This is a genomic window from Bifidobacterium hapali (assembly GCF_002259755.1).
Lineage (GTDB): Bacteria > Actinomycetota > Actinomycetes > Actinomycetales > Bifidobacteriaceae > Bifidobacterium > Bifidobacterium hapali.
This window is the reverse complement of record NZ_MWWY01000019.1, coordinates 1-25,521: the sequence shown is the minus strand read 5'-3', so window position 1 is coordinate 25,521 and position 25,521 is coordinate 1. Positions and strand designations below refer to the sequence as shown.

The following is a 25,521-nucleotide window of genomic DNA, read 5'->3' as shown; positions in this document are numbered from 1 at the left end:
GGGATGGAGTTATTGCCGTCACATGCATGATCACAAAGTAGGATTGACGTATGTCCAATGAAGCACCCGCGCCAAACCGCAACCAGTCGAACCGGCCGGCAACGCAGTCAACTATGTCCAAAGTGTTCGATCAGGACAACCTATTTTTCCGGTTCATGGCGGTTGTATTCGATCTGATCCAGCTCAACCTGCTCACGCTTGTGTGTTGTCTGCCGATCGTGACCGCCGGCGCGTCGCTCACTGCGATGCACACCGTGTTGTGGCGTATGATTCGGCGCGAAGAAACGTATATTACGCGCGAGTTTTTTGCCGCGTTCAAACGCAACTTCAAACAGGCAACACCGGTATGGGTGGGGCTGTTGCTGGCGGTCGTGGTGATGATCGTTGACGTGATGGTGGCGATTCAGATCGGCGGTGCAATGCGGCTCGCGATGATCGCATTCCTCGTGATTATTGGCGTTGCGCTCGTTTCGTTCGCGCAATGGTATTTCCCGATGTTGTCACGTTATGAGAACACGGTCGGTGGCCATATGCGTAACGCGGTGGCGCTCGCCGTCGGTTGTTTTCCGCGCACGTTGTGCATGCTTGTGATTCTTGTCGCGTTTGCGGTAGTGTACATGCAGTATTTCGTGTACGTGATTCCGTTCATGATTATTTTGGGTATTTCATTGCCGCAGTATTGTTGCGCGTGGCTATATAACCCAGTATTCCAGCGGCTCGACGGCGATGTCGACGCCAAATACCGCCCAATACCCCGCGAAGACTGAGTCGCGACCGCTTGCGCTATTAATTCGTTCACGATGTTTTGGCTCCCCTTAACGGCCAGCTCGTTCTGCAATTACAAACGCGCTACGCAAGAGCGATTTGCAAAGTGAGAGGCAGTTTTTAATATTTGCACAGGTCTTTTTGCAAACTGAGAGGCAGCGTATCCCGTCTATAAGCCCCATATCGGCAGTTTTCAGGACGTATACCCGATTAAAGCTGATTAAAGCTGCCTCTCAGTTTGCAAAAAGACCTGTGCACAGTCGAAAAACTGCCTCTCACGTTGCAAATCGCTTTCCACATGCCTCCAAACTGGGCACAATACGGCCTTCTGTCGTACACTGTTCACTCTTAACGCCTTGTCACCGCTCGCCGCATATACCCCGGCATATAGTGGAATACGGGAAACTCTGGAATCTGAAAAGAGGGTGCGGTGCGTACGATCTGGAGGATTTACACGCGCGATGTTATGCGGATTTTACGCAATCCAGTCGCGCTTGTCGTCACACTTGGTGTCGCTATCATCCCTTCGCTGTACGCATGGTTCAACATTCTCGCCAACTGGGACCCGTATTCGGCCACCGGCAATCTGCAAGTCGCGGTTGCTAACGACGACAAGGGCACTACGAACGATCTTGTCGGCAAGCTCAACGCCGGCCAACAGGTCGTCGCTGAGCTCAAGAAAAACACGTCGCTCGGATGGCGGTTCGTCAACGAAGAACAGGCAATTGCCGGCGTGCAGTCTGGTGAATATTACGCCGCGATCGTCCTACCAAATGACTTCAGTGAGAACTTAGTCGGCTCGGTCACCGGCTCGAAAAACAAGCCGCAAATCAAGTATTACGTCAACGAAAAAAAGAACGCGATCGCGCCGAAAATCACCGACACCGGCGCCACGACTATCGACTCGCAGATCAACGCAACGTTCGTCTCGACCGTCGCTGAAACGGTTGCCAAAACGATCACCGACGCCGGTAATAAAATCGGTGACGCAGCAAACGATACGCAAGATAATGCGATCGGCGACCTGAATACGGTGCTCAAAGACCTCGATGACGTGCAGAAATCACTGTCCGGCCTCGAAACAACGATCGACCAGTCTGGCGGTACGATCGACGACGCAAAACGCAACGTTGCGGATCTCAAGTCGACAATTGCAGCCGCGCGACTCGCGTCCGGCAATGCGGGCAGTCTGCTCACGCAAGCGCAATCCAGTACGCAAGATTTTTCGACCACGCTTGTCGGCAAACTTGACGACAGTTCCGCGCAATTGTCTGCGCTCGCGGTCAACGCAAATCAGGCGGCTGGTACGATTACCGGCACGTTTAATCAGGCGCAAGATTCGGTTGATTCGGTTACGGAAGCGATCAACAAGCCGCTGGGCGATATCGCAACTACGATTAGCTCAGTCAAGGACGCGCTAAACAAGGCTGGCGTTCCCGAATCCACTGACGACCCGATTGGCAAGCGAATTTGGTCGCAGGTGAATGCGATCGACAAAGCTGTACAAACGCAGCAAACGCAAGTCGACACGTTCCACAAGAACACGACGCAGTTCATCACTAGCGGCAAAGATGCGACCGGCAACCTTTCCGGTGCGCTCACGAACACAGCGACCGGCGGTATCGCCACGCTCAACACAGCGCGCGGCAGCCTCACCGGCACGATCGTGCCGAATATCAGTGCCTCCCTGACCAGTTTTTCCGCGCTCAACGGTACGTTAAACGGCACGCTCACCTCGCTCGACGCAACGCTCGACCAAACCAGCGGTCTGCTCGATCAGCTGGCAACCACGCTCAGCCAAACCAAAACCACGCTCAGCACTACGCGCAGTTCGCTGCGCCAAGTGTCCACCGACGTGTCCACTGTGCGGACAGACATCGCTGCGCTCGACAGTTCAGCCGCATACAGCAAAATCCGCGACACGCTTAACCTCGACAGCAAAGGATTCGGCGAGTTCATGGGCACGCCGGTCACGTTGCACACGAACGTCGTCTACCCGGTCGACAACTACGGTTCGTCGGTCACGCCGTTCTACACGAACCTCGCGCTGTGGGTGGGCGGTTTCGTGCTTATCGCAATCTACAAGCTCGAAGTCGACCGCGAATCACTCAAGCACGTCACCGCCACGCAGGCGTATCTCGGCCGTTGGATGCTGCTCATTACAGTCGGCTTTTTGCAAGCGATTATTGCGTGCGTCGGCGATCTCGTGCTCGGCATTCAATGCGAGCATCCGTTCCTGTTCGTACTCGCGGGCGTGTTCTGCTCGTTCGTGTACATCAACATTATTTACGCGTTGGCTGTCGCGTTCCGGCACATCGGCAAGGCCGTCGCCGTGATCCTCGTGATTATGCAGATTCCTGGCGCGTCCGGTCTGTATCCGATCGAGCTCATGCCTGATTTCTTCCGCGCGCTGCACCCGTGGCTGCCGTTCACGTACGGCATCAACGCGATGCGCGGCCCGATCGCCGGCCTGTATGCGAATCATTACTGGATTGACATGGGTCATCTTGCGCTGTACTTGCCGGCCGCGCTGTTCGTCGGCCTCGTGGTGCGGCGGTATGCGATGAACTTGAACGCGCTGTTCGACCGTCGCCTTGGTGACACGGATCTGATGATCACCGAGCACAATTCGATGATTAACGAGCGGGTCAGCTTGTCGCGCGTGTTCCGCGCGGTGTCCGACAGCGCGGACATGCGCAACATGATTAAGCGGCGCGCGCACCGGTTCTTCGCACAGTATCCGCGCATGATTATGGTCGGTCTGGCATCGCTGACGGTGCTGCCGATCGTATTTTTGGTGCTGCTGTTCGTGCTGCCGGCGAAGATTCCGATGCTGACTGCGTGGATTGTGTCGATTATCGTGATCGATACGTATTTGATCGTGGTCGAGTACACGCGCGAGAGTTACGCGCGTCAGCTCGGCGTAAGCGCGATGAGTGCGGACGAGTTCCGCGATGTGATGCTGAACGGTTATGTGTGGTTGCGGCCGCACGCGGCGCATTCGGCGCACGAGGGGCGGCATGCGGCGGCTCATTCGGCAGGAACTTCGACTGCCGTGCCTACGACTTCGCGCGGCATGGCCTCGCGCGATGAAGCGGCAACAGTAGTGATGCCACCGGTTGACGTGAACTACAGTTCGGATATCAGTGAAATCACGCAAGAACTGCCGATTTTCGGTCGGCATCACAGCGGCCGCGGCGTAACGGGTCATGATCGCAATCATCACTCGGCCGATCACACTAACCACAGCGCGGAAGGAGGCGCACGATGAAAAACATCTGGAAAATCTTCGCGCGTGACGTCCGTCAGTCCACGCGTAACGTGATCGCGATTATCGTCGCGGTCGGCCTTGTCATCGTGCCCGCACTGTATGCATGGTACAACATCGCCGCAAGCTGGGACCCGTACGGTAATACAAAATCGCTGAAAGTTGCCGTTGCGAACGTTGATAAAGGCTATAAATCCGATCTCATGCCGATCACGATCAACGTTGGTGAGACTGTCACGAACGCGCTGCGCGCGAATCATGAGCTCGACTGGCAGTTCGTCGATCAAGACAGGGCGATCGACGGCGTGCACTCAGGCGAGTATTACGCGGCGCTCGTTATTCCGAAAAGTTTCAGCGCGGACATGATGACGCTGTTCTCCGACAAAGTTGAGCACGCGAAACTCGAGTATTATCTCAACGAAAAAATCAACCCGATCGCGCCACACATCACCGACCAGGGTGCGTCCACGGTCGCCACGACCATCGATCAAACGTTCGTCAAAACGCTCGGAGAGGTCGCGCTCAACATTGCGTCAAGCGTTGCTGACTATGCGAAAAGCCCGCAAATGTCACAGTATGTGACAAACGCGACCGACCACCTCGCGTCAATGTCGTCCAAATTGAACAGTACTGCCGCGCAAGTCAACGCATACTCGGCACTGCTCGGCTCGGCGAACGATATCATCACATCAACCGATACGCTGCTTGGCTCAGCTGGCTCCGGTGCAGCCGATACGAAGAAAGCTATCGCGCAGGCCCGCGACGGGGTGAGCGGACTCGATCAGGCGCTTGGAGGCGCGACCGACGGCGCGAAAACTGCGCTCAGCCAGGCCAATTCGTCATACGATACGATCGCCAAACAGATCGACGCGGCGTTCGACGATGTGAACGCGCAGTCGACGCAAATCGCCGCATCGCTCACTGATTTGCAGGCAAAAGTCCAGTCGCAAGCGGACGGATTCGGCTCATACGCGGACGCACTTGACAAACTGTCAGGATCGTTGAGTGATCAAACTGGCACGCAGATCGGTGCGCAAGCCGTGGCCGATATTCAAACCGCGCTCGGCAATGCTTCCGCGAAAGCGCGTGAGGCGCAATCCAAGCTTTCAGACGCGGCTGCGGCACTCGGCGAGGCGGCGAAAAAACTCAACTCCGGCACTGCCGACGCGGCCGCTACGCGCCAGCAGCTCAAAGACAAAATCGCCGCTGCGCAACAGTCCGTGGGGCAGTTGTCCGACACGTACGATTCGACACTGAAACCGCAACTCGACTCGCTTGCCTCGTCCATGAGCGATGTGGCTACGCAAACCGGCACAGTTGTGGACGGGCTCAGTGACACGATTAACGGGGTATCTGGCCTGTCACACGGCATCTCTGGCAACATTGCCGACATGCGTACCGCGCTCGGGGACGCATCGAGTGCGCTCACGAACTCGGCCAAGAAACTCGATACGTTGCGTGACACGATCACGTCGACATTGTCGGGCGGGGTGCCGGATTTGTCGTCGCTCACCGACAATCCAGACGCGCTCGCCACCGTGCTGTCTGCGCCGGTGTCCGTTGATCGCATTGCGATATATCCCACTTCAAACTACGGGTCCGCGATGACGCCGTTCTACACGATTCTGTCGATTTGGGTGGGCGCGATCGTGCTTGTCGCCATGCTCAAAGTCTCGATTTCCGACCATGAAAAAGCGAAAATTCTGGGTCTTGGCAACGATTTGCCGCTTGGCGAGGAAATGGGATTGCGCGAGGCGATGATTGCGGGGCGCGCGGCCGGACCTGCTGCGGCGCTTGACGTGCTCATGAAACCGCGCGCCGAATCGCCGGGTAATGCGAGCCGGTTCGGGTTGAAGCTGCATCAGGAATATTTCGGTCGGTACATGATTTTCGGCGTGCTCGCGTTGCTGCAAGGCACGCTTGTGTGCCTCGGTGATTTGCTTTATCTCGGCGTGCAATGCGAACATCCGGTGCAATTCCTGCTCACCGGATGGCTGGCGGCGCTCGTGTTCTCAAACCTCATGTACACGTTGACCGTGTCGTTCGGCGATATTGGTAAGGCTGTGGCTGTGGTGCTACTTGTTGTGCAGGTGGCCGGTACGGGCGGTACATTCCCGATCGAAACATTGCCGCCGTTCTTCCAAGTGCTGTCGCGCTGGCTGCTGTTCCCATACGGAGTGGACGCGATGCACGCGGCGATGGCTGGGTCGTATGGACTTGAGTATTGGGTGTCAATGGGCAAACTCGCGCTGTTTTTGGTGCCATCGCTGCTGCTGGGGCTGGTGCTGCGCAAGCCGGTGATTCGGCTTAACGACTGGATTATTCGCAACTTGGAGAGTACTAAGGTGATGTGAGGTTTGGGGCTTGGCCTTGGCCTTGGCTGTGCGAGGTGGCAGGCTGCAGGCGGGCTGACAAAACGCGTGCGTGGCACGGGCCATAAGTGCAGGACGAATGTCAAAGTTGGTGTAGCAGAGCTTTCTTTAATCTGAGAGGCACTTTTTGCGTATTGCATGGGTCTTTCTTCAAACTGAGAGGCAGGCACTCGACCTGACACACGCCGTATATACCCCCTAACGTGGGTTAGAACGGCTTTGAGACGTAAGCGCCTGCCTCTCAGTTTGAAGAAAGACTCGTGCACAGATGAAAAACTGCCTCTCAGTTTGCAAATTGCCCATTTTTTTTTGAGTCACTGCAATGGGTAGCATGGATGGCATGGATGTCAGACTGATCGATGAGAGCCGATACACCGAAACGATGAGCAACACGGTGCTGCCGGCGTTGGCGCAGTGTCGTGCCGAAGGTTGGATGGAGCCGGCAGATGTAGAAGGATTGCCGGCGTTGCCGGGTTCTGGTTGGCGGCAAAGCGGTGCAGGTCCAGCAGACGTTGCAGCTGAAGTTCACGTCGGCCAACTGCACTATGTCTGTTATGACGCAGCCAAATTCGACGCACTGCGCGAAGACGACGCGACTGGCATCTTTCGAGGTGCGATCGTGATCTCCCACGGATTTACCGAGTTTTCGACGAAATATGCCGAAATGATTTGGTATTTCCTGCTTTCTGGATATTCAGTTTGTTTCATGGAACATCGCGGTCACGGGTATTCCGCGCGCGATGTCGAGCAGAACTGGCTTGTGTGGATTGACGACTGGCGGCGATACGTAGCCGATTTGGCGAAGTTTGCGGACACGGTCGGCAAGCAGTACGCTGACGGGCGACCGCTCAATCTATTTTGTCATTCAATGGGCGGCGGTATTGGTGCGGCTGTGCTTGAGCAGCATCCGACCCTGTTTGATAAGGCAGTACTGTCCTGCCCGATGATCGCCCCGGCTACCGGTATCCCGAATTGGCTGGCTCGTGCGCTCGCCGAAGTAATGTGCGGTGTTGGATTCGGACGCCACGCAGTGTTTGGCCAAGGACCGTTCACGCCGGAATATAATCCTGAAGAAAACGTGGGCGCGTCCGATGCGCGAGCCCGTTGGTATCATGCGCAACGTTGTGACGACGAACACTATCAAACTAATGCGGCAACGTTTGAATGGGTGCGTCAAGCGCTGCGGTTGTCTCATGCGGTGTTGCGACCGGAGGCGTGCGCAAATATCGAGACGCCAATCTTATTGTTCCAAGCTGGTCGTGACATATGGGTGCTCAATGAACCGCAAAACCGGTTCGTAGCCAATGTCAAGGCTGGTGGCGGCGATATCCAGCTGATTCGCTACCCGAATTCGTTGCACGAAATATTCCGCATGCCCAATGACACACTCGACCCATACCTCAAGCAGATCTTGAGTTTTTACGAATCCAACGAAATTCAGTCGCTGTAACGTGTGCCAAGTTGGGCGTGAGTGTCAGGTTCCATGATGCGGTAAATTCCCCATGATGCGGTAAACGCGAAACCTACTATTTCCCCAAAACGGCTAAATTTCGCCATTTTGCTAAACCGCATCATGGGTGTTTTACCGCATTATGGGGAATTTACCGCACGATGGGGGAAGGTTGTGGTGCGGCAGGGGTGTACCACGTAACGCACGATGCATTGTCGCAACATGCGCGCGAGTAGACTCGCATGCGTTGCACCCGATAGCGCTCGTTATTGTGAGTTCCACGAACGTCACGCGCGGATTATTGAAGTAGGAATAAAAGAAAGGAACGTCAATGACTTACGACTTCACATCCATCATGGATCGTCATGGGAAAGATGCCATCGCGGTGGATGCGCTCGGCACCATGCCGGGTATGGCACCGGAACCGCCCAAGCCGGGTTTCGACGCCATACCGATGTGGGTCGCCGACATGAACTTTCCCACCGCCCCGACTATCACTGAAGCAATCATCGAACGCGCCAAGCATCCTGCGTTCGGCTACTTCAGGCCGACCGACGAATATTTCGATTCGATTATCCGCTGGCAGTCCACACGCAACAGCGTAACCGGACTGTCCAAAGAACATATTGGTTACGAAAACGGTGTGCTCGGCGGCGTGATCTCCACACTCACCGCGTTCGCCGCGCCGGGTGACTCAGTGCTCCTGCACAGCCCGACCTACATCGGCTTCACCGATTGCATCGAACGCAACGGCTTTCACATTGTGCACAGTCCGCTTACGCGTGACGCGGACGGTATCTGGCGCATGGATTTCGACGATATGGACCGCAAACTCAAGGAGAATAACATCCACGTCGCCGTGTTCTGCAGTCCGCACAACCCGACTGGTCGCGTGTGGGAGCGCTGGGAAATCGAGCGCGCGATGGAGGTCTACAAGGCGAACGACGTCGTGGTGATTTCCGACGAAATTTGGTCCGACATCATTCTCGACGGCCACAAGCACATCCCGACTCAGTCGGTCAGCGAGGATGCGCGCAATCGCACGGCCGCGTTCTACGCGCCGAGCAAGACGTTCAATCTCGCTGGTCTAGTCGGCAGTTACCACATTATTTATAACAAGTATCTGCGCGACCGCATCGTTGCGAAGGGCTCAAAATCGCACTATAACGACATGAACGTGCTGTCGATGCACGCGCTGATCGGTGCGTACAAGCCCGAAGGATACGAGTGGTGCGACGAGTTGCGCGAGGTACTCACCGGCAACGTGAATTACGCGGTCGATTACATTCGCGAACATTTTGACGGTGTGTCAGTCGCCAAGCCGCAGGGTACGTACATGCTGTTCCTTGACTGCTCTGACTGGTGCGCGGCGCACGGCGTGGGCTTGTCTGAGCTGGAAAAGCGCGGCTGGGATGTGGGTGTTGCATGGCAGGACGGACGGCCGTTCCACGGTGCGTGCGCGATTCGCATGAACCTCGCACTGCCGCTCAGTCGTGTGCAAGAAGCGATGCGCCGACTTGACCAGTACGTCTTCAACGCTGACTGATTGATACTGCTGACGGTTGCATGTGACACGGCCGTAACTGAGCACGCGTTTCAACATGATGACTCAGTTACGGTCGTTTTTTGGATATTTGCCGGCCGTAACTGAGCACATGTTGTACCACTGTGATGCGGTTATGGCCGCGCGATACAATGCGATGCGCAATATATCAGTATCGTATATCAGTATCGTGCTAGGGGAGACTGTCGGCAACTCATGGCAGAGCGTGGCAAGATTGTGGCTAAATCAGACGTTTCAACTGCAACGCCGACCGCGACGGCGCCTTCCGCGCGCAACCGCACACCGTCGCTCGAACGCACGCCGCGTGACCTCATCATTGGCGCGCTACTCGTGCTTGCGGGCGGCGTGATGTGGGGCACGAACGCAACCGTCTCAAAAATCCTCATGGATTCGTATGCGGCCGATCCGCTGTGGATCGCCTGCGTGCGCGAGCTCCTTGCCGGTGCGATGTTCCTTGCCTGCGCGGGCGTGACTGAGCCACGGCTGGTCGTTGGTTTGGCTCGCGACCGCGCATCGTATCCGAAGATGATCGGTTGCGCGCTGGTCTGCGTGCTTGCCGTGCAGGTTGCGTACCTGTCGGCGATCGACTGGACAAATTCGGCGACGGCGACAGTGTTGCAAAGTCTCAACTTGCTGTTTGTACTTGTGTTTGTATGTGTGCGCGGGCGGCGGCTGCCGGTGGCTCGCGAGACGATCGGCGTGGCGCTCGCGTTTGCTGGAACGGTTTTGCTCGCGACTGGCGGCGATTTAGCAACGTTGCGATTACCGTTGATGGGCTTGCTTTGGGGGCTGATTGACGCGGCTGCGACGAGCGCGCTGTCGATTATGCCGGTGAAGTTGATCGCGCGATGGGGCAATCTCGCGGTAAACGGAGCGATGTTCGTGATTTCGGGACTGGTATTGTTACCGTTCGTGCGGCCGTGGTCGGATGCGCCGGTGCTGGATTGGTTCGGACTGCTGCTGATGACGTATACCGTGGTCGGTGGTACGTTTGGTGCGTTCTGGGCGTTTTTGGCTGGGACGATGCGTATCGGTTCGATGCGAGCGACGCTACTCGGTACAAGCGAGCCGATCGCCGCGACGATTTCGGCCGTCGTGTGGACCGGCGCAGTCTTCGCGCCGACTGATCTCGCCGGTTTTGCGATGATCCTCGCAATGGTATTTCTTGTGCGCTAGTTGTTCCCGCGTCAGAAGCTCGTTTCCGGTGTCGCGGCTCCCCTTGTTAGGGGAACTGTCAGCGTAGCTGACTGAGGGGTAGTTACACCTTCGGACGTTCGACCCGTGTAACTACCCCTCAGACTGTTTCGCGGCCAGCTCCCTTGGCAATGGAAGCTACTATTAGTGCAGCCGCTTGAGCGGTAGCCAACATGGCTGAGATGTTCCAACGTTGGCTACCCTCTGAAACAACTTGCTACGTCATTGTGACCGCTCATGGAGTAATGCTCGACTACTTTGCTTGGATATCTCCATACTCACGCAAGTAAGGTATTCCTGATTAGTGATCTGAGACGGCTGCTTTCTCGTGTCAATATGTTCCTATCGCAGTCCGACTGCAATGGATGCATTGGTCAGATTTATGGAACCGTCAGTGACGTATAGGCTGACCATGTCACCGTGGTGTTCACATACGCGTGTATTGAGTGCAATGTCGTTCACATAGAGTGTAGCAACCGTGTCATCGACAATAAGTCGTATATGGTACGTCTGACCGGCATGTAGCGCAATAGGTCGTTCCAATCCGATGTTCATGAACGAGAACCAGATATAATTTGGGTTTTTCTCGGATATGAAACGATTTTCGGCCACTGGAAAATGGAATTGGTAAGACTCTTTGGTTGTCGGATCTTCGTAGAAACGAATGCCGAAGTTTCTTGTTGTCTCAGTGAACGTAATATCGGCTTCAAGGGAGAAAAGTCGCCCGCAATCGACGGTGTTGTCAATAACTGTAAGTGCTTGTTCAACTCGTCCGTCGTCGCAGGATAACGTGCAATCGCATAGCGACTGGCGGTCTGCAAACGCCTCCCATAATGTGTCTGGCGTTTTAACTCCGAGTGTTCCGTCCTCACGCTGGATAATCTCGTGTGGTACGAATGTGCCGCCCCATTCATAATTATTGCGATCATCGTTGTCTTCGCGTGTGCCAACCCAACCGAATAATATACGATGTCCGTTCAGTTCGAATGTGCGGCCAGCATAGTAGGCGCTACCGTCAAAGGCATCATCACTCGGCGCGGTCCACGGGCCTTCGAGGCTGCGTGACATACGATAGACCATTTTCTTCTTATCACTGTATTCGGTGATGATGTGATACCACCAGTCTCCCATACGGAAGAGGTCAGGCATTTCGTGCATCGTATAGATATTTGGGGCCCAAAAATCACCTTGGAACTGCCAATGTTCGAGATCTGTAGATGTAAACCATACTGTGCATCCGGTTTGTTCTTCTTTTGGACCAGCTTTGCGTGTGCCGAGAATGAGCACGTAACGGTTGCGTTCATCGTCCCAGATGATCCATGGATCGCGCCATTCGTCAGGATCGTAACCAGGCTGTGGCGGAAGTTCAACGGCATCTCCGGTTTTCTCCCAATGATACAGATCTTCGCTAATGGCATGCAGAAGTACTTGAGCGGCTTTACCTTGTGCTGAGTAATCCCGATTGTAACCAGTATAGAAGATGTGGTACTTGCCTTCATCTTCGAAAACGGAACCTGCGAATATAAACTGGTCCTGTGCGTTGTAGTCGCCGCGGGGAATTGCCACTCCGTGATCTTCGTAGGTCACGAAGTCTTTGGTGGTAGCGAGATCCCAGCCGAATGGTTCTCCGAACGGTTTTGGATTGCGGTTATCGCGCTGATGGAACAGGAAATATGTATCGTCTACACCGAACGGCATGCAGTCGCCAAACCATGTGCCAGGAAACTGATAATACAATCTTTGCATTGCGCTCTCTCCTTTGTGATCGCTTATGTATAGTTTTATTGCTCGGTCTCGGTTTGTTTTTAGATATTCCGATAGTTAAGTCATTGTTGACTCCCGATGTAACCACAGAATAGGTTGATATCGGTACGGCAGCAAGCAAGTTGCTCGCAGTATTGGAATATTGTGGTGACTGCGGTGCTATCTTTCCCTTGCAATAATGCGGTTTTTGAATGATTTTAGAGTATATGAGTTCGGCGTGTCGAACCGGTTCGACACGCCGAAGTGGGAATAATTGACGAACCGGTTCGAGAATGTTATTCTAAATTCAGTTCTTCTCGAACCGGTTCGATTCGAGAAGAGGAGAAAGAAAAACAGCAAGAAACACAGTGGGTTTCAGGCTGCAATATTTCTCGAAAACACCTTCGTGAGCAGGGAAGCCACGAATAGTGGTAAGGAAAGGAAAACACAATGGCACGGTTCTCTTGGATGAAGATTGGTGCTGCTGCAACTGCCACCATCCTATCTTTGGGTATGTTGGGAGCTTGCGGTAGTAGTACAAACAGCAATGCCACTAAGATCACTCTCTTTAACTCTAAAGTCGAAATTCAGGATCAGATGGAGGAAATGGCTAAGAAGTACTCCAAGGAGAAAGGTGTTGACCTTGAGGTCTACTACTCCAATGATACTGTGGCTGCCCACCTTGCAACTAAATATGCTTCTAAGGCGCCATACACCATCTCTATGGTGGACGATAAGGATATTTATTCGTTAGCTAAGGAGCATGCAGTTGATCTGTCTGATGAAGACTGGGTCAAGGATACGGACTATGCGTTGTCTGTAGACGGCAAAGTATATGGCTTCCCGACCACTGTCGAGGCGCGAGGCCTGATCTACAATGCTGATGCGATCAAGAAGATCACGGGTAAAGACTTTGACCCATCAACCATTAAGACCACCGATGATTTCAAGGCGCTCATCAAGGAGCTTAAGGCTGGTGGTATGGAAACTCCGACTGGTGTGCTAAAAGAAGATTGGTCTTTGGCTGGTCATTATTTGCCACAAGTTTATGAGGAGCAAACCGACGTTGACGCGTTTGTTGACAGTCTGTTGAAGGGTTCCGCTGATTTACAGAACAATGAGAAGTGGAACTCGCTGATGGACACGTTCGATGTTCTGAAAGATAACAACTACGCGAAGTCCTCCGCCATCTCTGCAGAGCGTGAAACTACCGAACAGAAGCTGGCCGATGGTGAAATTGCTTTCATGTTTGGTGGTAACTGGGATTGGTCTGTGATCAACCAGTACAACGAAGAAGCCAACCTCGGTATGATGCCGGTGCCTCAGAATATGGATGATGGTTCTAATGAAAAGCTCGTGGGTGGCGGTTCCAAGTTCATGTTCATTGATTCCTCTGATCAGACTACCGATGCTCAACGTCAGGCTGCCAAGGATTTTCTGAACTGGCTCGCCACTGATCCTGACGGTCAGTCTTTCATCGTTGATGACTGCTCGCTTGTATCTCCATTCAAGTCCAATACGCTTGAAGTCAAGGATCCGCTGAGCAAGTCTGTCAAGGAATACGCCGATTCGGAGAAGCTTTACCCGAACTACAGCCACCTGCCCGATGATCACTTTTCTGTATTAGGTGCTGAATTCCAGAAGTATCTTGCTGATCAGGAAGATCGCAATGGTCTTGCTGATGCGATCCAGTCTTACTGGAAGACTGCCAAGCTCTCGGGTGTCGCTGCCTGATTTTGTTCTCTGAACATGAATCAGTAACCACATAATAATCAATGTCAATTTGGTTGGGGCATCACGTCGTAGTGATGTCCCAACCGCTGGACATGAATGGAATTGTGATGAAGCAAAGCAAGTTTTCATACAAGCTAGGGCAGTTCCTGATGTTCGCTGGGCCGGCCGGAATTTTATTCTGCGCTGTTGTCGTGCTGCCGTTCATCTATGGTATCTACCTCACTTTTACGAGCTGGGACGGCGTTTCTAACGCCAAGCCGTTCGTTGGTTTCTCTAACTATCAGCAGGCGTTCACTGATACCGCATATTGGGCCGCACTGGGGCGGACTGTTGTTTACTCGGTTATCGCTGTTGTTCTTATCAACATTGTTGCCTTCCTGCTGGCGTACGCGGTGACCAGTGGTATCAAAGGGCAAAACTTCTTCCGTGCAGGCTTCTTTATTCCGAACCTTATCGGCGGTATTGTTCTTGGCTATGTGTGGAAGTTTGTTTTTAATCGCGCATTTGTTGCTATTGGTGAAGTGATTACTAGCAACAAGCCGGATTCATTGTTGGGAACACCGAACGGTGCGATGTTTGCACTCATCATTGTTTCGGTCTGGCAATACGCCGGCTACATGATGCTCATCTACGTGGCGGGCTTCATGAGCGTGGATCAGAGCCTCAAGGAAGCAGCCATGATCGATGGTTGCAATTCCACCAAAGCTATGTGGCACGTTATCATTCCGCTGATGCGCTCCTCTTTCGTACAGTGCATCTTCTTGAGCACTACTCGATGCTTTATGGTGTACGATCTCAACCTTTCACTCACCAAAGGCGAGCCGTTTAACCAATCGGTACTCGCCGCAATGCATGTTTACAATCAGGCATTCGTTTACAAGAATTACGGCATCGGTCAGGCAGAAGCTCTGATCCTCTTCGTCATCTGCGCAGTCATTGGTGTGCTACAGGTGTACGTCGGTAAGAAGGGTGAGGTGGCAGCATAATGGCAGGCCAAAAAAGCACTCAATCCAAAATCGTTCATGGCATTGTGATCGTGGTACTAGTAATTGCTCTTATCGCGTTCCTATTCCCGTTCGCACTGGTGATTATCAATGTCTTTAAGAAAAAGGCAGATATTAACACTGATCCTTTAGCGTTAATCGGTAAACGTGGCTTTATCTTGGATAACTTCCCTGAAGCCATGGAGAAAATGAACTTCTGGACGGTGTTTGGAAACTCCGCGATCATCACTATCTCCGCTACGATACTCACGGTGCTTGTTTCCGCAATGGCGGCATATGTGATCGTTCGCAATCCGTCTTGGAAGGCGTGCTCTATTTTCTTTGCGGCAATGGTAGCTTCAATGGTTATCCCATTCCAGGTCCTGATGGTTCCGCTGGTGTCCATGTACGGTGGCTTGTTCAATCTCCTGAACCATCGACTTACGTTGATTCTTATGCATGTCGGTTTCTCTGTGTCGCTGGCTGCGTTCATGTTCCATGGTGCGATTAAAACCAACGTGCCGGTTGAGCTTGAAGAAGCGGCAGGCATCGACGGCTGCACCACATGGCGCACCTTCTGGACGATCGTGTTCCCGCTACTCAAGCCGACGATCGCAACCATCACGATCATTGATGCGATGGCGTTCTGGAACGATTACCTGCTGCCGTCGCTGGTACTTGGTGAACGTGAGCTGTACACCATCCCGATTGCTACACAAATCTTCTATGGCACGTACTCTAACGATATCGGCCTTATCATGGCCGCACTGCTGCTCGCCATGCTCCCGATCCTCATCCTGTACCTGTTCCTCCAGCGGTACATCGTCGCCGGCGTGACTTCCGGCGCGGTCAAGGGCTGAGTCAGGCACGGCTGCACGCAAACGACGTGTGCGACCAAACAACAATGCCCGTTACCTCCTCGCTTCCGCGGTGGTGACGGGCATTGCTGTACCTGCGATCCTGCGCGACACTGATATTTGCCAAGCCAGCAATCGCGCAATCGCGACAGAAACAAACGCAATAATTGAAAGGAATCATCCACGATGAGCTGGAACGCAACCGCACTCGACGCACTCACCCATACGCAACGTTACGAAAGTCGCGCAATCACCGCGGAAAATCCGACCGGAGCTAAAGGTGCGGGCGGTACAGCAGTCAGTCCGCTCGGTCCGTCGCGCAAGGGTCGTCCCTGCCTCAACAACGTGCAGCCGGGCGAAACTGTCACGTTAGCCGACATCGCCGGTGCGGGTGCGATCACGCACATCTGGTTTACTGTCGACGAGAAGACGACGGATGCTGACTGTTTCGTACTACGCGACCTCGTATTGCGCATGTATTGGGATGACGAGGAGACGCCCAGCGTTGAAGTGCCGCTCGGCGACTTCTTCTGCTGCGGATTCGCTCGTGCTTGCTTCGTCAACTCCGCGCCCGTCGCCGTCGTGCCGAATCGCGGATTCAACTGTTACTGGCGTATGCCGTTCCGCTCACACGCGCGCATCACGATCGAAAATCAACATGCGAATCCAATCCCTGCGCTGTTCTACCAAATCGACTATCGACTCGACGACGAGCCGCCAGCAGACGATCTCGCACACTTCCATGCACAGTGGCGACGCCAACCGATCACTGATCTCGGTCACGATTACGTTGTACTGGACGGCGTGCGCGGTCGCGGCCACTACGTCGGTACGTACCTCGCACTATCCACGCTCGAACGCTACTGGTGGGGCGAAGGCGAGATGAAATTCTACATCGATGGAGATGAGGACTATCCGACCATCTGCGGTACCGGTACAGAAGACTATTTCGGCGGCTCGTGGAGTTTTGCAAAACAAGTCAACGGTCGCACTGTCGAGCAAACTTACTGCACGCCGTATCTTGGCTACCCGTACTATTCACGGCATGATGAGCTCATTCACAACGATTACCACAATGACGACGTGCCGCCGCAGCGTGGTTTCTATCGTTGGCATATTCCGGACCCGATCACGTTCCAGCACGATCTCAAAGTCACGTTGCAACAAATCGGTGTTGGCTATCGCGGACTGTTTGAGCGACGCGACGACGTGACCACCGTTGCGTATTGGTATCAAAGCGAGCCGCACGCGCCGTTCCCCGCACTGCCGCCGACCGACGCACGCTGGCCGCGGTAATAATTTCTGCCCTGTGCGTGGTTGTGTGCGGTTGTGCGTAAATCGCGCGCAAACGTGCGACAAATCGCAGATCACAAGGCGAGAGAAAGGAGCGCGACAATGGTAGGCATGCGCGACGTCGCCAAGCACGCGGGCGTATCGCTGAGCACAGTATCACTGGTCGTCAATCACAGCGGATACGTGTCCGACGACATGCGCTCGCGCGTCGAAGAAGCGATGACATCACTCAACTATGTTCCCAACGAACTCGCTCGCAATCTGTATCGCGGCCGTACCAATCTCGTCGGCGTGATCGTGCCGACCGTGCGTCATCCGTTTTTCGCTGCGCTCATCGCCGCACTGCAAGGCGCGCTCGCAGAACGCGGATTACATACCATGCTGTGCTCCACCGTCGACGCAAATCAGAGCGAAGTTGACTGTATCGATATGCTGCGTCGGCACATGATGGACGGTCTGATCATGGCCGCGCACACCGAGCATGAGCCGGTCTACTGGACGTCGATCAACCGTCCGATCGTCGCAGTCGACCGATATCTCGGCGCGGGTATTCCAGCCGTTGGTTCCAACCATGATTACGGTGGCCAGCTCGTTGCTGAGCATCTCATCGCCACGGGCGCGCGTCACGTTGTTTCCGTCGGCGGTCCGCGATCGCAGTTCATTGACTACGGCGGCGGCATGGGTACCACGTTCCCGACTGTTCACCTGCATGCTGCGCTCGAAGGACTGCTCGACGAAGCTGGTATTCAATACGATTACGTTGAGGCTGGCGAGGTTTCTGAACTTGTCCACCAGCGAGACGTTGCGCAGCATGTGTTCGACAACTATCCGGATGCGGATGCGATTGTCGGGTCTGATTATATTGCGGCATACGTGGTGCAATCTGCACTGCAGCGAGGATTACGGATTCCCGATGATGTGCAGATTGTTGCGTATGACGGCACAGGTATGGCTGATCTTGCCGGCGTGAGACTGACGTGCGTGCGGCAGAATTTCGCTGCGCTCGCCGAACGTATTGTGACGCGACTTATGCAAGCATGCGAAACGGCCGACGGCAAACTTGACGCCGATCAGGTGGGCGTGATCGACATGAGTGATCGGGATACTGCGTCACCGCATGATGTGGCCGAAGCGATGGACCGCGTGCCAGTTACCTTCCATCAAGGCGACAGCACGCGACAATGCGCGCCAGCTGCTATGTAGGCTGTCAAAGCTGCCGCGTGATGTCGTTCGCGCATTAATCAACGTATAGTTGGTCGCTCGAAACCAACGTGATATGTGTATCCATAAGAGCAAGCTGTTGCAGTGCTGGTTCAAATCCGTTGAGAGAAAACAGATAGTAGTAGATGTCGCTGGCTGTGAACGCTACGGCTTTAGTTTGCAAGGCTCGCAATATGGCGGTGTCGACTTGTTTGCTACGGAATTTGCATTCACCGAGTATTACTTGTTTGCTATCTCGGCTGGTTGCTGCCACATCAATCTCGTTGTGTCTGTCCCACCATCGTCCGATATCGGTTGCGCGGAAAGGTAGTTTGCCGGCAATACTTTGTATGCGTAACCATTGTGCGCAGATTTTCTCGAATGGTGTTGCGGCAAAGTTATGCAACATTGGCTGAATGCTGTGCTTCCATACGCCATTTATGTCGCCCATGTCGAGGTCGGAGCGGTTGGGGAATACGAACGCATACCAGAAGCGGAAGAAACCGTCGGTGATTTGGTAGAGGCCGCGCATGCCTTTGGACTGTTCTACTAGTTTTGATCCTACCGGAAGTTCTCGGGTAAGAATGCCAACTTCTATGAGATTACCAATATATACGCTCACTTTCTGCGCGGGTAACATCACTCGATTGGCGATGTCACTTAGTTGCGTTGCGCCCATCGCTACTGTCTGAATGATTGCGTTATAGATGGCGATTTCGCGGAATTCCTGTCGCATGAGGAACTCTGTTTCACTGTATAGAGCTGCGCCTTTGGTGAGAATTCGTTGCTTGACGTTGGTTTCTAAACTCTTGTCTGGATCAAATTGTGCGAGATAGTGCGGAATGCCGCCTAAGATCGAATATGCGAGGATGCGATCTTCTACGTTGTAATTTGGCAGGAACTCAGCAGCCTCACGATATGACATGGGTTCCATTTTGAGAATACCTGTGGCTCGTCCGTATAGCGGCGCTTTTTCGGAAAGAAGTTCTTTCTCGATGAAACTCATTGCGCTACCGCAGATTATGATCATGAGATTTTCATGACACAAAGTATGATCCCATAGGTTTTGTAGTACTGATGGCAGCGACGGATCAGATTTGACTAAATATGGGAATTCGTCAAAAATGATGAGCTTCCGTGCGTTGCCAAACGGTAGTGAGCTGATGTCTCGTAGTGCACTTTGCCAATCGGTGTATTGACTTACATAACGTCCTGCTGGAGCGCCTGCCTCAAACATTTGTCGAGAGAATGATGCAAGTTGTTCCTCTTTAGTAGAAGATTGTGCGGCAAAAAACACGCATTGCTTACCTGCGGCGAATTGAGACAAGGCTTCGGTTTTGCCAACTCGACGGCGACCATAGAGAAACACGAGTTGTGCTTTTTTGTCTGCATAGCAGGATTCAAGGAATTCAAGTTCGTGGGTTCTGCCAATGAATGTCATATTCAAATCGTAATTTGTCAAATCGTGATTTGTCAAATTACGATTTGAATAATTTGGCTGTTGTTTGTGTGGCGCCGCACACGGCGATGCGTATCACTCATTACTGAGCATCGACAACATGTACATAGGTAGATACGTAACGTTGTTCTCTTCGCAGACGTTAGTTTCTGCGAAAACGTACGCCTTGTCGATACCGTATTCAGGAATCGACATCGCTTTGTCGAGCGCACTATGCGAGCGAAAATATGATCCAGATTTAATCTCAAGCGCTAGTACATCTCCATCGTTCGTTTCAACGAGTAAATCAAGCTCTCCGACATTCCTCTTGGTGAAGTAATACAGATGATTGAAGCCGTGAGCTGCTAACTCTTGTGCTGCGACATTCTCGTATACTCCGCCCATATTCATTGACGCACGTCCGTCGAGAATACCAACTGACGATCGTTTCCCGTATGAACCGACCAACAGTCCAACGTCCGAATAGAACAGTTTAAGCAAACGACGTTCCTGATTCGTGATAAGCGGCGCTGTGGGCGCGACTACATTGAAAACGGGCAATGCCACGTTAGCGCGAGTAAGCCAGAGGAATTCATCTTCGATCTGTGCATACCGCTTAATATCAGTAATGGAATTGACATGGAATCGTCGGTTTTGACTTTGTAATTCGCCGGGAATGAGACGATAGATTTCCTGAATAGTGAGTCGGTGCTCTTTAGGAGCGTATTGCTTAATGTCGTGCTCGTAGTACGTGCGGATATTTGCTTGTATTGCGCGTACAGGATCAATGGTGTTGTGATCGAGAAATGCGGTGACGGCTGCAGGCATACCGCCTACTAGTACATAACGATGAAACAGGTCCGTGAGCCGTTGGTGGACGAAGTCTGGTACTTCGGTCATGGCTGTGAAGCTGTTGCGCACAATATCAAATGCGGTGGTAACAAGTCCGTTCGCCCAGCAAAACTCTTCAAAATCGAGCGGATACATGGTGAACTCGTCTAAATATCCAACAGGCAGTGATCGAACATCTTCGAGTTCTACTCCGAGCAGTGATCCCGAGAGAATATAGTCGTAGTCTCCTTTATCTACAAGACCTTTGATAAAGGTAACTATGTTGGGACACTGTTGAATCTCATCAATAAATACCAGTGTTGTGCCGGCGACGAGAGGCTCATTGGCTTCAATGGAAATACGCAATAAAAGGTCGTCGGGACTCGTCGCTTGACTGAATGACTTGCGTGCAGTGTCGTTGAGCGCGAGGTTAAATTCGACCATATGTTCATATTCGGTGCGGCCAAACTCTTCAATAATAAATGTTTTACCGACTTGCCTAGCACCTGTTACTAGTAACGCTTGCTTTCCTTTGTGCTCTTTCCAGAATTTGATGCGCTCATATGCTTTGCGTTTCAATGTTTACCGTCCCTTACGTTGCACTCGTCAGATTCTATATATAGCTTAATTGTACATTTATCAGATTCTCATTGAGTACGAATTCTGCATTCGTTGCATTCTATAAGCCGCTGAAACTGGCATTCGTTGCGATATCGATACATTGAAGTATTGTTAAACCGGTTCGATATATTGCCCGGAATGCGCTGATGCATCGCGTTCCGGGCATTTTGTGTTGCCTGATGGACTCCTGAGAGACTCCTGATGAGCCACAAATGGCGACACAACAATTCTTGGAAGAAGGAGCACGCTGTTGACTAGCGACTTGACCGATGCGACGAATAAGTCGCCACTTGAATTCCCTCAAGTGCACGATCCGATGGCCGACCGCTACGGCCGCACCCCCTCCATCGCCGATGTAGTGCGTCTCGGCACCGGTTTTACGGTCAGCCTCATCATCACCGGTATCGTCTGGGTATCGCTGTCATCCATCCTCGTGCCGCAGCTTGTCGATCAGATCGCGCCCGGCCAGCGCGAAGCGTTCATCGGTACAATCAACAGCGTCGGCTCAGTGGTCGCGCTACTCGCGAACATCATCTTCGGTACGTTCTCCGACCTGACCCGCTCGCGCTGGGGTAAGCGCACGCTGTGGATCATCAGCGGTGGCATCTTGTGCGGTGCGTGCGTGGCCGGCCTACTCGTCACGCGTTCACTGCCGCTCATCCTGCTGCTATGGTGCGGCATGCAGCTGTTCTACAACTGGATGAACGCGCCATTCGTCGCCACACTGTCCGACCGTGTGCCCGACAAGTTTCGCGGTTCCGTATCCTCGTTCATGGGTGCGGGTGGCGTGCTCGGCCAGACCGCCGGTTCGCTGGTCGGCTCGCTGCTCATTAGCAACATTAATCTGGGATTCGCTCTCGGCGCTCTCGGCTTCGCGCTTGTCGGCATCATCGTGGTTGGTATTTGGCCGCGCGAACCCTCCAATCTCGACGAGGCACGAGCACCGCTCAGTGTCAAAGCTGTACTGCGCGCATTCATTCCGCCGCACGGTAAGGGCGCGCGCAACTTCTACTTCGCGCTGTTCGGCCGTCTCATGATGGTCGCCGGCTACCAGATGATCAACGGCTACCTGCTGTATGTGGTCAAGTACTACACGTTCGCCGACTCGGGTTACGACGACGACCAGCTCAAGAAAGCCGCGGCTGGTGTGATCGCAACCATGTCGGTGATCACGATGATCGTGTCGCTGCTCGCCGCGCTCATCTCCGGCCCGATTTCCGACCGACTCGGTATGCGTAAGATTCCGGTCGCGCTCGCCAGCGTACTGTTTGCCGTGGGTGCCGCGATGCCTTGGATTTTCCACAATGCGTGGGGCATGTATCTGTTTGCGGCGATCGCCGGCTTCGGGTACGGCGTGTATAACGCGATCGATCAGGCACTGAACGTCTCGATTTTGCCGAATCCGCAGGAAGCTGGCAAGGATTTGGGCGTGCTCAATATGGCGAATACGCTGTCTACAGTGCTTGGCTCGCTGCTCACGTCGGGCGTGGTTATGGCGACCGGCGGCAACTATGGTCTGGTGTTCCCGGTGTGCATCGTCGTGGTGCTTATCGCCGCGTTCCTGATTATGCAGATTCGCGATATTCGATAGCTCGCATGCGCTTAATTGCGGCTCTCTTTGCCTTTAATTGATAGGATGGGCTGTCGTCGAAGACGACTGAGGGGTAGTCACACGGACTGGAACGTTCAACACGTCTGACTACCCCTCAGTCAGTTACACTGACAGCTCCCCTAGCAAGGGGAGCCGAGGAAAAACAGCGCTGCTGTTTGCGTAACGGTGCTGTCCTTGCAAGGAGAGCCTTTTCCTTATTGATGTGTATCGCGCGGTCGCTACCATATTTTTATAGAGAAGATCACATGGTAAGGGAGAAGATGGTCGAACTATGACCGCAGACAATATTGAGCAGCCCGATAATCAGTCGCCGCAACCGAAACCGCTACCCGGCCAAATCTACATCCGCCCAGGCATCGACGATCGTCCTGATCTCGACAAAGCACTTACCCCCGAAGATAAAAAAGCAATCGCTCGTCTCGCCGTCCATATCGAACGCGAGCAACCGGACGATTCCGCCGCGCACGCAGAAACGCAAGCTGTGCGCATGTCCACCACCGGCTCGCCTGCCGTCGCCACAGCCATCCCGCCGACGCCGATCGCCGACGCATCCTCCGCATTCCTCGACATGCGCGACCCAATGGTTGCCGCCGACGGCAGTACGCCAACCAAACCGCAAGTTAACCGTCTCACCGTAAGTTTCACGCTCGCCGCGCTCCTGCGTACCGCGCCGTGGGCCATGCTGAATATGGTCGCTCTGCCCGCGCTCGTCGACCGGCTGGTCGGCAACTCGCTCGGCGGCGGTCACGGCACGCCGCTCAGCGCGGAAGCGTCCCGCATGGCTGGCGCTGCGCCGCTGCCGTGGCTCGCAATGATTATCGCAATCGGTTCGGTGATCGGTCTGATCGCGAACGCAATCGTCGGCGTAAGCTCTGATCACACGCGCACTACTGTCGGTCGCCGCACGCCGTGGATTATCGGCGGCGGCCTATTGTCCGCACTGTTTGTGTTGCCGCTCGGCGCACTCGGTAACGTTGCCGCGCTGCTGTTTTTCTGGATTCTGCTACAAATCACGTACGCGATGCTCGCCGCGCCGCTCGCCGCCGCGTTCGGTGAACGACTGCCAGACAAGTTCCGCGAGCACGCGATGCGTTGGCGCGGCGTCGGTTTGATGGTCGGCCAAATGCTCGGCGTCGCACTCGGCGCGTGCGGTATAGCGTTCGGTGGCGGCCTGCCGTTCGGCCTGACCGCGATCGTGTTCATTCTGGCTGCGTTTGTGCCGGTACTCGTGTGGCCGAAGGAAAGTTCGAGCGAGTCGATTGCGGCGGTCAAGTACAAGTTCGGTCCGGCGATTAAGTCGATGCTCTCGCTGCCGACTGGCGATGAGAACGCTGGGTTCCGGCGCGCGTACGGTGCACGCGTGGCGATGATGACTGGCATGAGTGTGATGACCGTGTTCCAGTGGCTGATTGTGCGGCATTACGTACTCGCAGCGTGGTACATGGACGTGCGTTCGGTGGCGACTTCGGCGCCGGCAATTTGGGCTACGTGCATGGCGATGATGATGCTCGCGATTGGCACATGCGCGGGTGCGGCGCTCGCAGCTGGATGTTCCGAGCAGATCAGCGAGTGGTGCGAGGCGCGCGGCGTGGCTACGCGCACGGTGGTTGTTGCGGCGTGCGCTGTGGTTGCGGCGTCGATCGTGATTCCGCTCGTGCTTGGTGTGCTGCTGTCAGTTACGGTAATCGATTGCGGACTGTTCGTGTATGGCGTTGTGTCTGGATTCGCATTCGGCATGTACGACGTGTTTAATCAGGATGTCGTTGCTGCGACGATTCCCGACCCGCGTGACAATGCGCGTTATCTCGCGGTGTTTAACGTGGCGAATACGTACGGCGTGGTGATCGCGTGCTGCCTCGGCGTGGTCGCGGTGATGTCGGCTGGATACGTTGCGTTGCTCGCGATCGCGATCCTCGCGGTGCTGGTTGCCGCGCTACTCACGCCAAAGACCGCGTGAGTCGTGACCGCGTGGGTCGTGACCGCGTGGGTCGTGACCGCGTGGGTCGTGACCGCGTGGCAGAAAACGCTCGCTGAGTACCCTCTTAGTGAGCGTTTTCTGCCACTAGGAATGGTGCGTGTGAGGTGGTGCCGTTTTCTTGGACTGTGATCCGGGAGGAGCCATCATGGCGAGGTATACGAGGGAGCAGCGTCGGCGTGCGGTGGAGTTGTATGTGAGGTATGAGTGCTGCGCGGCGGACGCGATCCGGGAGTTGGGGTATCCCAGTCGTGAGGCGTTGCGTATGTGGCATCGGGACTGGCTCGAGGAACAGAAGACGGGAATACCCTCGACGCGTGGCGAGCGGTATTCGCGTTACACGTNGGAGCAGAGGCGGGACGCGGTGGACCATTACCTGACGCACGGGCGGCGAGCGAGCCGCACGATCCGCCAAATGGGGTATCCGAGCAAGACGCTGCTGGCCTCGTGGATTGACGAGCTCGCGCCCGGCGAACGCCGGCTTCGCCACGGGCCCATACCTGAGGAGCTCAAGCGCGAGGCCGTGCTCAAGGTCGTGTCCGGTGGAGCGAGCTCGCGTGAGGTGGCGGAGGGATTGGGAGTGGATTCGTCGGTAGTGAGAAACTGGAAGCGGCGATTGCT

At 54.3% G+C, this 25,521-nt stretch carries 17 protein-coding genes; 14 read left to right on the top strand and 3 right to left on the bottom strand.

Going from position 1 to position 25,521, the window contains the following annotated elements:
* Positions 1-50: 50 nt before the first annotated feature.
* The 6 genes from BHAP_RS04115 to BHAP_RS04090 all read left to right on the top strand — a co-directional run bounded on the left by BHAP_RS04115 (position 51) and on the right by BHAP_RS04090 (position 10,595).
* Entirely contained in the window at positions 51-767 is a 717-nt protein-coding gene (locus BHAP_RS04115; RefSeq protein WP_244569288.1) for a YesL family protein, read from the top strand.
* 428 nt (positions 768-1,195) lie between these two features.
* Positions 1,196-4,036 carry a YhgE/Pip domain-containing protein gene (locus BHAP_RS04110; protein WP_094729486.1) on the top strand — a complete coding sequence of 947 codons (2,841 nt, stop codon included), beginning with the start codon at positions 1,196-1,198 and terminating at the stop codon, positions 4,034-4,036.
* Positions 4,033-6,387 (top strand): YhgE/Pip domain-containing protein, encoded by a 2,355-nt coding sequence (locus BHAP_RS04105; RefSeq protein ID WP_094729485.1) that lies wholly within the window; start codon positions 4,033-4,035, stop codon positions 6,385-6,387. Before BHAP_RS04110 ends, BHAP_RS04105 begins: the two co-directional genes overlap by 4 nt.
* Positions 6,388-6,745: 358 nt before the next feature.
* Positions 6,746-7,855, top strand: a complete 1,110-nt coding sequence (locus BHAP_RS04100; RefSeq protein WP_094729500.1) for an alpha/beta fold hydrolase — start codon at positions 6,746-6,748, stop codon at positions 7,853-7,855.
* Between the two features lie 331 nt (positions 7,856-8,186).
* Entirely contained in the window at positions 8,187-9,401 is a 1,215-nt protein-coding gene (locus BHAP_RS04095) for a MalY/PatB family protein (RefSeq protein WP_094729484.1), read from the top strand.
* A 213-nt stretch (positions 9,402-9,614) separates the two neighbouring features.
* Positions 9,615-10,595, top strand: a complete 981-nt coding sequence (locus BHAP_RS04090) for a DMT family transporter (RefSeq protein WP_094729483.1) — start codon at positions 9,615-9,617, stop codon at positions 10,593-10,595.
* Between the two features lie 360 nt (positions 10,596-10,955).
* Here BHAP_RS04090 and BHAP_RS04085 read toward each other — a convergent pair whose 3' ends face one another.
* Entirely contained in the window at positions 10,956-12,359 is a 1,404-nt protein-coding gene (locus BHAP_RS04085; RefSeq protein WP_094729482.1) for a glycoside hydrolase family protein, read from the bottom strand.
* Positions 12,360-12,806: 447 nt separating this feature from the next.
* Here BHAP_RS04085 and BHAP_RS04080 point away from each other — a divergent pair, with 447 nt between their 5' ends.
* From BHAP_RS04080 to BHAP_RS04060, 5 genes are all read left to right on the top strand, one after another.
* Positions 12,807-14,090 carry an ABC transporter substrate-binding protein gene (locus BHAP_RS04080; RefSeq protein ID WP_094729481.1) on the top strand — a complete coding sequence of 428 codons (1,284 nt, stop codon included), beginning with the start codon at positions 12,807-12,809 and terminating at the stop codon, positions 14,088-14,090.
* A 107-nt stretch (positions 14,091-14,197) separates the two neighbouring features.
* Entirely contained in the window at positions 14,198-15,076 is an 879-nt protein-coding gene (locus BHAP_RS04075) for an ABC transporter permease subunit (protein WP_094729480.1), read from the top strand.
* Complete coding sequence (locus BHAP_RS04070) at positions 15,076-15,933, top strand: carbohydrate ABC transporter permease (protein ID WP_094729479.1); 858 nt, start codon at positions 15,076-15,078, stop codon at positions 15,931-15,933. Before BHAP_RS04075 ends, BHAP_RS04070 begins: the two co-directional genes overlap by 1 nt.
* Positions 15,934-16,116: 183 nt before the next feature.
* Entirely contained in the window at positions 16,117-17,226 is a 1,110-nt protein-coding gene (locus BHAP_RS04065; RefSeq protein WP_094729478.1) for a glycoside hydrolase family 172 protein, read from the top strand.
* A gap of 99 nt (positions 17,227-17,325) precedes the next feature.
* Positions 17,326-18,426, top strand: coding sequence for a LacI family DNA-binding transcriptional regulator (locus tag BHAP_RS04060; RefSeq protein ID WP_094729477.1), 1,101 nt, complete (start codon positions 17,326-17,328; stop codon positions 18,424-18,426).
* Between the two features lie 34 nt (positions 18,427-18,460).
* Here BHAP_RS04060 and BHAP_RS04055 read toward each other — a convergent pair whose 3' ends face one another.
* The gene (locus BHAP_RS04055; RefSeq protein WP_094729476.1) at positions 18,461-19,864 is read right to left on the bottom strand and encodes an ATP-binding protein; all 1,404 of its coding nucleotides are present in this window, start codon (positions 19,862-19,864) and stop codon (positions 18,461-18,463) included.
* A gap of 93 nt (positions 19,865-19,957) precedes the next feature.
* Positions 19,958-21,271, bottom strand: a complete 1,314-nt coding sequence (locus BHAP_RS04050; RefSeq protein WP_094729475.1) for an ATP-binding protein — start codon at positions 21,269-21,271, stop codon at positions 19,958-19,960.
* A 292-nt stretch (positions 21,272-21,563) separates the two neighbouring features.
* Here BHAP_RS04050 and BHAP_RS04045 point away from each other — a divergent pair, with 292 nt between their 5' ends.
* The 3 genes from BHAP_RS04045 to BHAP_RS04035 form a co-directional block, all read left to right on the top strand.
* Positions 21,564-22,904, top strand: a complete 1,341-nt coding sequence (locus tag BHAP_RS04045) for an MFS transporter (RefSeq protein WP_211279685.1) — start codon at positions 21,564-21,566, stop codon at positions 22,902-22,904.
* 292 nt (positions 22,905-23,196) lie between these two features.
* On the top strand, positions 23,197-24,882 hold the full coding sequence (locus BHAP_RS04040; RefSeq protein WP_094729474.1) for an MFS transporter: 1,686 nt from the start codon (positions 23,197-23,199) through the stop codon (positions 24,880-24,882).
* 166 nt (positions 24,883-25,048) lie between these two features.
* Positions 25,049-25,521, top strand: a 473-nt coding sequence (locus BHAP_RS04035) for a transposase (protein ID WP_338024683.1), incomplete at its 3' end; no start/stop codon positions are given.

Bases quoted from the DNA above. Each gene is read 5' to 3' on its own strand.
- BHAP_RS04115 (WP_244569288.1), top strand. From the start codon at position 51: ATGTCCAATGAAGCACCCGCGCCAAACCGCAACCAGTCGAACCGGCCG.
- BHAP_RS04105 (WP_094729485.1), top strand. From the start codon at position 4,033: ATGAAAAACATCTGGAAAATCTTCGCGCGTGACGTCCGTCAGTCCACG.
- BHAP_RS04100 (WP_094729500.1), top strand. From the start codon at position 6,746: ATGGATGTCAGACTGATCGATGAGAGCCGATACACCGAAACGATGAGC.
- BHAP_RS04095 (WP_094729484.1), top strand. From the start codon at position 8,187: ATGACTTACGACTTCACATCCATCATGGATCGTCATGGGAAAGATGCC.
- BHAP_RS04090 (WP_094729483.1), top strand. From the start codon at position 9,615: ATGGCAGAGCGTGGCAAGATTGTGGCTAAATCAGACGTTTCAACTGCA.
- BHAP_RS04085 (WP_094729482.1), bottom strand. From the start codon at position 12,359: ATGCAAAGATTGTATTATCAGTTTCCTGGCACATGGTTTGGCGACTGC.
- BHAP_RS04080 (WP_094729481.1), top strand. From the start codon at position 12,807: ATGGCACGGTTCTCTTGGATGAAGATTGGTGCTGCTGCAACTGCCACC.
- BHAP_RS04075 (WP_094729480.1), top strand. From the start codon at position 14,198: ATGAAGCAAAGCAAGTTTTCATACAAGCTAGGGCAGTTCCTGATGTTC.
- BHAP_RS04070 (WP_094729479.1), top strand. From the start codon at position 15,076: ATGGCAGGCCAAAAAAGCACTCAATCCAAAATCGTTCATGGCATTGTG.
- BHAP_RS04065 (WP_094729478.1), top strand. From the start codon at position 16,117: ATGAGCTGGAACGCAACCGCACTCGACGCACTCACCCATACGCAACGT.
- BHAP_RS04060 (WP_094729477.1), top strand. From the start codon at position 17,326: ATGGTAGGCATGCGCGACGTCGCCAAGCACGCGGGCGTATCGCTGAGC.
- BHAP_RS04055 (WP_094729476.1), bottom strand. From the start codon at position 19,864: ATGACATTCATTGGCAGAACCCACGAACTTGAATTCCTTGAATCCTGC.
- BHAP_RS04040 (WP_094729474.1), top strand. From the start codon at position 23,197: ATGACCGCAGACAATATTGAGCAGCCCGATAATCAGTCGCCGCAACCG.